The following is an 8,479-nucleotide window of genomic DNA, read 5'->3' on the forward strand; positions in this document are numbered from 1 at the left end:
CATATTGAAATTTAGCTGCTAAATCAGCTGGACTCTCTGCTTCTTCTGCACCAAAGCTGGCATATGTTCGCATAAATTCTTTATTAACGTCGAAGATCCCTACTTCTACTCCTTGTTCTAAAAGCCTCTTAGCCATCCTGCCACCCATGTTACCTAAGCCTATAATTCCAACTCTCATTAAGGTTATCCCTTCTTTTCAAATAGATTTCAACCGTCTATTGCTTAAAGTTGGCTGTTCCCTCTTCGTAAAGGTCCCCACCATGAATATCATTTATAACAAATACAGGAAAGTTCTCTACCGTTAACTTTCTAATGGCCTCTGTACCTAAGTCTTCATACGCAATCACTTCTGATGATTTGATGGAACGTGCTATTAATGCTGCTGCTCCTCCAACTGCTCCAAAGTAGATGGCTTTATTTGTTCTCATCGCCTGCTTTACTTCCTCACTGCGATATCCTTTCCCAATCATGCCTTTTAGTCCTGCTTCCAGTAGCCTCGGCGTATATGCGTCCATTCTCCCGCTAGTCGTAGGGCCAGCTGAACCAATAACTTCTCCAGGTCTACCAGGAGTTGGGCCAACATAGTAAAGAACTTGATTGGTGAGGTCGATAGGAAAAGGTATCCCTTCAATTTCTTGCTCAATCATTCTTTTGTGAGCCGCATCTCTGGCTGTATAAACAACGCCTGACAATAAAACACGATCCCCTGCTCTTAAAGAAATCAAATCTGCCTCCTGTAAAGGTAGGTTAACTTTTTTCTGCACAGTAGCTCTCCTCACGTTAACGTAATAGTTTGATGGCGACTGGCATGGCAGTTAAGATTGACAGCTACTGGCAGTGCAGCTATATGGCAAGATTCTACTTCAACCTTTACATCCAATGCTGTTGTACTTCCCCCCATACCTTGGGGACCAATACCAAGTCTATTAATCTCATCCATCAGCTCTTGTTCTAATTGTGCAATAACCGGATCCTGATGCCGTACACCTATTGGTCGAAATAAAGATTTTTTTGCTAAGTAAGCGCATCGTTCGAAGTTCCCTCCAACACCAACTCCAACAACAAGAGGAGGACATGCATTTGGCCCTGCTTCTTTTACGATAGATAGAATATAGTCCTTTACACCATCCATTCCTGCAGAAGGCTTCAGCATTTTCAAATCACTCATATTTTCTGCTCCGCCACCTTTGGCCGTCATATGAAGTGTAAGCTCATCCCCTTCCACAAGCTCAATATGAATCACAGCAGGTGTATTATTTCCTGTGTTTTTCCGATTTAAGGGATTATAAATGATTGAATTTCTCAAATAACCGTCCTTGTAGCCTTTAGAAACTCCTTCATTAATCGCTTGAACTAGGCTCCCCCCAACAATCTGACACCCTTGCCCTAGTTCTACGATAAAGACTGCGGTTCCCGTGTCCTGACACATTGGAACTTGTTCTGCTTTTGCAATATCTGCGTTTTCGATTAATTGGAAAAGAATCTCTTTACCAGTTTCCGATTTTTCGGTGTTTAACGCCTGCTTAAAAGCAGTGTAAACATCATCACCTAAGTTATAATTCGATTTCTTACACATCTCTGCAACCTGGTCCACTACCGTCTCATAAAGAATTACGCTCATACCTCAACCTCCCCTCTCTTTTTATCCCGAACAATATAAAATGTACCAAGCCCCTTGGCTAGTAGGTCCCCATTTTCGTCTGTGATATTACACTCTGAAACGACTGTGTTTTTTCCTTGATAAAGTATAGAAGGACTTGCTAATAGATAAGCGCCCTGCCCCTTTTTAATAAAGTTAACTTTTAGCTCCAGTGTAAAAACCTTTTCGTCTTCTTTTAAATTGCTTAATATACTAAATCCTATTGCAACATCGCAAAGCGTATAAATGGCTCCACCTTGCGCAATTCCATATGTATTCTCATTTTGAATTCCAAGCTCCATTTTGGTTGTTCCATCTGAGTTTTGTGTTATCCCTAAAAATCTTCCTAAAAAATGCATAGGTATATCCTTTGTATCTCCATTTTCAAAAGGTGTTTGATAAAGAGAGAGTAAATACGATATTTGGTTTAACTCACTACTACTAAGCGATTGAAGATTCGTTCGAATAGATTGTATCAATTCATTTTTATCCTTATAATTTTCTTCCATCCTTGCACCCCTCTCTCTTTAACAAATATCCCTTTACACTTCAGCCATCAGGGCTGATATATTGTCCATGATTTCTAGTTCTAAGATGCTATCTATAATTTGTTGTTTATTTTCCGGTGGATGTTGTCCTGTCATGTGCTTGAACTTTTCAATAAGTTCATCTGAAGTAACCGCATTTTCAGGGTCACCTTTAGGAAAGTCCGTTTCTTTAGAAATAATCTCTCCATTTGTCAAAACAACCTCCACCATAGAGCCCCATTTTTCCGGATAACTAGCATTGATCCTCGAGTCTATCCCTACGTTTACTCGCTTCAAAAGCGCCCGTACTTGACTGTCCCATAATGTAGACTCATTAAAATCTGTTAAACCAGCGCTGCCTTTTAATATTGCCAATGCTGAGCAAAATTGTAAGCTAAATTTAGCTGCATACTCGGTCTTCGGTTCGTCATTATCTGTTATATCTATAGCTGCCTTGTATGACTTTACTGTTATTGACTCAATTTCTTCAAATTTTGGACTGTGCTCTTTGAAGACTTCTATTAACAAGTCGATGGCATGATGCGTATGACGACAGGAAGCATGAATCTTAAAGGAATTTTCCATAATCTTAAACTCTGAACCTAAACCTTCTGTTATTTTCGTCATATCATACTCATCACTCATAGCTTTAAAGAATCCACGATTACCCTCAAGAATTTTAAGCGGTCCAGTAAACCCTTTTTGAGCTAGAAGTGCTGCAAGAATGCCATTCATAGATGCTTTTCCTGAATGAAGCTGCTTGGTCATTGCACCGTCCTCTATAAATTCCCAAAGACCAGCTGCTTGTGTACCTGCATTACCTAATGCATGCACCGTCTCTTCCTCTGTAAGCTGAAGTAGTTTAGCTGCCGCAATCGCTGCACCAAAAGTTCCGCATGTCGCTGTATTATGCCAATAATAATAGTGGGATGGAGAAACCGCTTCTCCGATTCTAAAACAAACTTCATAGCCTGCAACGATAGCTGTAATTAAGTCCCTGCCGGATAATTCTTTCCACTCCGCAATCGCTAACGCAGCTGGAATAACTACTGTTGCCGCATGGATAATAGAACCCTTATGGATGTCGTCTAGTTCCACGACATGACTCGATGCCCCGTTTAATAAAGCTGCTTGCAAGACGGAGGTTTTTCCTCCAGTAAAGAGGCTAGCTTGCTCCTTGCCTCCCATTTCATCTATTAAATCACTAATCATTTGAATTGGTGGTTTATCCGAACCAGCTATCGCTGATCCGAAATAATCCAGTATACATAGCTTAGTAAACGATATTACCTCTGCTGGAAGCTTTTCGTAGGTCATGTCAACACTGTATTTTGCCAAAGCCTTGCTTAACTCCATTTGCTCATTCTCCTTTTTAGGGGTCATAGCATCAGTCACCCTGAATGCTTTAAAACGATCTCGGTAAACCTAGGACGTGCTGACCTACATAGCTGACAACAAGATTATTAGTTACAGGAGCAATTACAAATAGTCTCGCCTCCCTAAACTTTCGTTCAATATGATATTCAGTAGCAAATCCATATCCACCAAATGTGTCCATGGCAGCATTCGCTGCTTTCCATGTTGCTTCGGAAGCTAAATATTTTGCAATGTTTGCCTCTGCACCACAGTTTTCGTTTGCATCGAACATGTTTGCTGCTTTATCTCTCATCAGCTTAGCTGCTTCAATCTCCATATAAGAACGAGAAATTGGGAACTGTACTCCCTGGTTTTGGCCAATAGGTCTTCCAAAAACTTCACGCTCGTTTGCATATTTCACTGACTTATCGATAAAATACAAGCCGTCCCCAACACTTTCTGAGGCGATTAAAATCCGCTCTGCATTCATCCCACTTAATACGTATCGGAAGCCTTTTCCTTCCTCTCCTATTAGATTCTCAACTGGAATCTCAACATTCTCGAAGAACACTTCCGTCGTAGCATGATTAATCATCGTTTCAATGTTACGAATCGTAATCCGATCCTTTTGATCCTGCATATCTAAAATGAATAAACTTAACCCATCTGTCTTCTTAGCCACTTTATCCTTCGGCGTAGTCCTTGCCAGTAATAGCATTAAGTCCGAATAGTTAGCCCGAGATGTCCAGATTTTTTGCCCATTTACTATATATTTGTCTCCTTGACGCTCAGCAGTAGTAATTATGCTCGTTGTATCACTACCAGCAGTTGGTTCTGTAATACCAAAGGCTTGAAGACGTAATTCTCCACTTGCAATTTTCGGTAGAAACCGTTTCTTTTGTTCTTCATTTCCGTGGCGAAGAACAGCTCCCATTGTGTACATCTGTGCATGCCCAGCGCCTGCATTTCCTCCTGAGCGGTTAATTTCTTCTAATATTATTCCCGCCTCGATCATGCCAAGGCCCGCCCCGCCATATTCTTCGGGTATTAATACGGATAGCCAACCTTCGTCAGTTAAAGCTTTTATAAATTTCTCAGGATACTCCTGCTTTTTATCTATTTCTTTCCAGTAATCCTCTGGAAACTTTTCGCATAGAGAACGGACACTTTTCCTAATAAGATTTATATCTTCCTGTGTGCTTAATACCATTCCAAATTCCTCCCTTATTTTCCTTGCCAATTTGGTTTTCGTTTTTCATTAAAGGATAGTACCCCTTCTAATCTATCTTCTGAATTGGCACATTTATAATATTGGTCTAGCTCTATCGTTAACGCTGTGTTGATATCCGTTTGAAGCCCATTGTTAATTGCTTGTTTAATTGCTTTTAGTGATAGCGGTGCGTTTCCAGCAATTTCTTTTGCTACTTCTAAAGTACCTGTCAGGAGCTCTTCCTTAGGAAATACGCCATTTATAATCCCTGCCTCTAGCGCTTTTTGTGCATCTATCTTATTTCCTCTAAATAAAAACTCCTTTGCTAAACTAACCGGAATCGCTCTTGGTAAAAGCTGCGTCCCACCTACACCTGGAATAATTCCCAGTGTCACTTCCGGCAATCCCATCTTCACATGGTCTGCAGTATAACGAAGGTCACAACTTAAGAGCATTTCCATTCCACCTCCAAGCGCAAACCCATTAACCGCTGCGATTACTGGATATGGAAAGTTTCGTAACAATCCGTATGCATCTTCAAAAATATCGTGCTGCTGCTTCCACTGCTTGTTCGTCATACCTTTTCTTTCTTTTAGATCTGCTCCCACGCAGAAGCTTTTTTCACCGCTTCCCGTTAGGATCAAAACGCGTAAATCCTCTTTTTCTCGTAATTCCTTCAAGCATTCAATCAGCTCGTTTGCCATTAATGTATTTAAGGAATTCATTGCTTCAGGTCTATTCAATTCAATGATATAAACATTTTCAGCACTGTACTCCTCGTTCACAATTATCGTCTTCCAATTTGTCATGAAAGTATCCTCCAAATTATTTAGTTATAGTAGGAACTGGATATTTACGATTGTACGGTCCTGCACTTCTTATATAGCTTGGAGTCTCATGTTCTACTATTTTGGTGAGTGTCTTGGACGCCTCTAGTAAGTTATCTAAGGATAGACCAGTTTCAATCCCCATACTGTGGAGCATGTGTACGACGTCCTCCGTACAGACATTCCCTGTTGCACCCGGTGCAAATGGACAACCGCCTAGCCCGCCTAATGATGCGTCAAAACTGTCTACTCCTGCTTCCATAGCTGCAAGAATATTGGAGAGTCCCATTCCTCTTGTGTTATGAAAATGCAGGTTAAATTTCTGTCCTGGAAAATCACTACGTAAACCAATCAACAAATCATACACTTGCTTCGGATTTGCCATCCCAGTTGTGTCTGCTAATGAAATCTTGTTAACTTGTATAGCTATTACTTCAGCTAATACACTTTTAATCCCTTCAACTGGTACCTCACCCTCAAAAGGACATCCAAAGGTAGTTGCGATAGAAACGCTTAACAGAATATTTTTCTTTAAACAAAAGTCTTGAATTTCTTTTAATTCCTTTAGTGATTCTGCCGTTGTTTTATGCACGTTCTGCAAGTTATGCGTATCACTTGCGGAGAAAACAAAATTTACTTCTTTCACATCGTTCAAATGAGCAATTTCTGCTCCTTTTAAATTTGGAATTAATGCGATCAGCGAAAGATTTTTGTCTTGATTCGTAACAAGCGAATACAATTCACCGCTGTTTGCCATTTGCGGTACTAACCTTGGATGGACGAATGATCCAAACTCAATAGTTGACACACCAGCTTTTACTAACTGATCAAAAAGTAATTTTTTCTCTTCCACACTTACGATTTTCTTTTCTAGCTGTAAACCATCTCGTAGAACAACTTCATTTATTTGTACACTCTTGGGAAAGTTCATCTAAGACCTCCGTCATGTATTTTGTATCCAAAAATAATGTAAAAAAATTTGTATCGGTATTTGTTCTCTATTGTTGTTCTTTATCTATTTCATCTAACACTTCTTTTGCAGTTCTAAAGCTATCGATTGCTGCTGGCACTCCACAATATATAGCAGTTTGTAGTAACACCTCTTGAATTTCTTCTTTCGTTACCCCATTATTAATAGCTCCTCGTACATGAAGCTTTAACTCATGCGGTCGGTTTAAAGCAGTAATCATAGCGAGATTTATCATGCTTCTCGTTTTCTTCGGAAGGCCAGGTCTAGCCCAAACCTCTCCCCAGCAGTATTCGGTTACTAATTCTTGCATCGGCATATTGAAATCAGTTGCATTATTAATAGAATGATCAACGTACTCTGCTCCAAGGACACTTCGTCTTATTTCTAATCCTTTTTCAAATCTCTCTTTGTTCATAGCCATTCTCCTATCGTTTTATATTTGTACACCATTTCCTTTGTTATTCAGAACAATAAGTTCGTTTATATCAGAATATTTATCTATGTCTAAGAGAAACTGAGCCATACTGTCTGTTGTGCCTTTTCCCATATGCTCTTCGACAAGGCTACCGAATTTGGTCAGAAGCTCATCTTCTTGCATGGGGTTATCAATGCTACCTTTTGCATGCAAAACTTTGTGCGTTACTGTAGTTCCATCTGTTAATAATGCAGCTAGCTCGACCTCATCTTCTTTCAGGTTTTCGTCTATCACTACACGAATTTTGTTTTGTACTTCTATAATTTTTTCATCTTTTACCTTTTCATCTGTATACTGTTTTTCACTTGCATCCCCATCTAGGAATGCTATTGCAGCTGTAAAATAAACACTGAACTTTCCTTCTAGCCCTGTCTGTGGAGTTTCCTTACCAGTTAACTCCAGTACATAAGGATTAACCGTTAGCTCAATTGACTCTAGCTGATCAGCTGAAGCACGTTTATGTAAATAAACGCATGCATCAATTGTAGGGTGAAGAACAATCCCGCAAGCATATGGCTTAAAACTATTTTTTAATAGCTCCCATTCCTCTCCCCAGTTCACATTCACTTTTTCTAAGTCATGCTCCGGAGCTAACACATTAGCAAACCCACGCTTCGATTCTAAAATCATTTCAGAGCTCGTAAAACCTCTCTTTGCCAATAATGCTGCTAGCAAGCCATTTTGTGCAGCTTTTCCAGGATGGAATGGTTTAGTCATTGTTCCAAATACATCTCTTAGACCAAATGCTTGTGTCCCTGCTATACCTAAAGCCCAAACCAGCTTTTCAGAATCTAGCTTCAATAAAATACCTGCTGCGATTGCTGCACCAAAAACCCCCGTAGAGCTTGTAATATGCCAGCCTAGCTGATAATGACTTGGGTAAACCGCATTGGCGATTCTTAATTCTGCTTCGCAGCCTAATATAAACGCGTGCAAGATTTCCTCTCCACTTAACCCTAAGTTTTCTCCTAACGCAAAAACGACTGGAGCCACTGGTCCACTAGGATGATGGATCGTATCTAAATGCGTATCATCATAATCAAAAATATGAGAAGACGTACCATTTATTAATGCTGCCATCAATAAATCCACTTTTTCTTCTCTTCCGAATACAGAAACCTGCTCTGCCGATTGCAATTCTTTTGTTACGTCCAACATCATTTCAATAGACGGATGCCTTGAAGCTCCAATGGCAACCCCCATCCAGTTTAGTAAGCTTCTTTTTCCATGAAGCTTCACATCCTCTGGTATTTGTTCAAAAGAAGTTGATAAGCAACGATCTACTAAAGTTTTTGTTACCATTTTTTCTCGCCATCCTTTTTTACTCTATGTAAACTGAAAAAGTCGGTTTTAGTACCAACGTTTTCAGTTCTAAGTTTAGAAATGTAGTAACCTATTTAGCCGCTTCCCGTGCTGCTTCGATTACATCCGCTAGAATTTCTTCTTCATATTCTTCGTAAATTGGCTCCAAAACC

10 protein-coding genes are annotated in these 8,479 nt (G+C 39.9%); all 10 read right to left on the reverse strand.

Features of this window, described 5'->3' with window-relative positions; genetic code table 11:
• Positions 1 to 178 (reverse strand): NAD(P)-binding domain-containing protein (locus AC06OU_RS02850; protein WP_475853856.1); only part of this gene is annotated, 178 nt, incomplete at its 3' end.
• A 37-nt stretch (positions 179 to 215) separates the two neighbouring features.
• Positions 216 to 764, reverse strand: a complete 549-nt coding sequence (locus tag AC06OU_RS02855) for a Fe-S-containing hydro-lyase (protein WP_251552558.1) — start codon at positions 762 to 764, stop codon at positions 216 to 218.
• 11 nt (positions 765 to 775) lie between these two features.
• Positions 776 to 1,621, reverse strand: a complete 846-nt coding sequence (locus tag AC06OU_RS02860) for a fumarate hydratase (protein ID WP_475853846.1) — start codon at positions 1,619 to 1,621, stop codon at positions 776 to 778.
• Positions 1,618 to 2,148, reverse strand: a complete 531-nt coding sequence (locus AC06OU_RS02865; RefSeq protein WP_475853847.1) for a PaaI family thioesterase — start codon at positions 2,146 to 2,148, stop codon at positions 1,618 to 1,620. Before AC06OU_RS02865 ends, AC06OU_RS02860 begins: the two co-directional genes overlap by 4 nt.
• A 33-nt stretch (positions 2,149 to 2,181) precedes the next feature.
• Positions 2,182 to 3,549 (reverse strand): MmgE/PrpD family protein, encoded by a 1,368-nt coding sequence (locus AC06OU_RS02870; protein WP_475853849.1) that lies wholly within the window; start codon positions 3,547 to 3,549, stop codon positions 2,182 to 2,184.
• Positions 3,550 to 3,571: 22 nt separating this feature from the next.
• Complete coding sequence (locus AC06OU_RS02875; protein WP_251552555.1) at positions 3,572 to 4,732, reverse strand: acyl-CoA dehydrogenase family protein; 1,161 nt, start codon at positions 4,730 to 4,732, stop codon at positions 3,572 to 3,574.
• Between the two features lie 14 nt (positions 4,733 to 4,746).
• Positions 4,747 to 5,541, reverse strand: coding sequence for an enoyl-CoA hydratase/isomerase family protein (locus tag AC06OU_RS02880; RefSeq protein ID WP_475853850.1), 795 nt, complete (start codon positions 5,539 to 5,541; stop codon positions 4,747 to 4,749).
• A gap of 16 nt (positions 5,542 to 5,557) precedes the next feature.
• Positions 5,558 to 6,490, reverse strand: a complete 933-nt coding sequence (locus AC06OU_RS02885) for a hydroxymethylglutaryl-CoA lyase (protein WP_475853851.1) — start codon at positions 6,488 to 6,490, stop codon at positions 5,558 to 5,560.
• A gap of 67 nt (positions 6,491 to 6,557) precedes the next feature.
• Entirely contained in the window at positions 6,558 to 6,944 is a 387-nt protein-coding gene (gene pcaC, locus AC06OU_RS02890) for a 4-carboxymuconolactone decarboxylase (RefSeq protein ID WP_298472113.1), read from the reverse strand.
• A gap of 18 nt (positions 6,945 to 6,962) precedes the next feature.
• Positions 6,963 to 8,306 carry an MmgE/PrpD family protein gene (locus tag AC06OU_RS02895; RefSeq protein WP_475853854.1) on the reverse strand — a complete coding sequence of 448 codons (1,344 nt, stop codon included), beginning with the start codon at positions 8,304 to 8,306 and terminating at the stop codon, positions 6,963 to 6,965.
• Between the last annotated feature and the right edge of the window lie 173 nt (positions 8,307 to 8,479).

This window comes from Psychrobacillus sp., assembly GCF_056205495.1.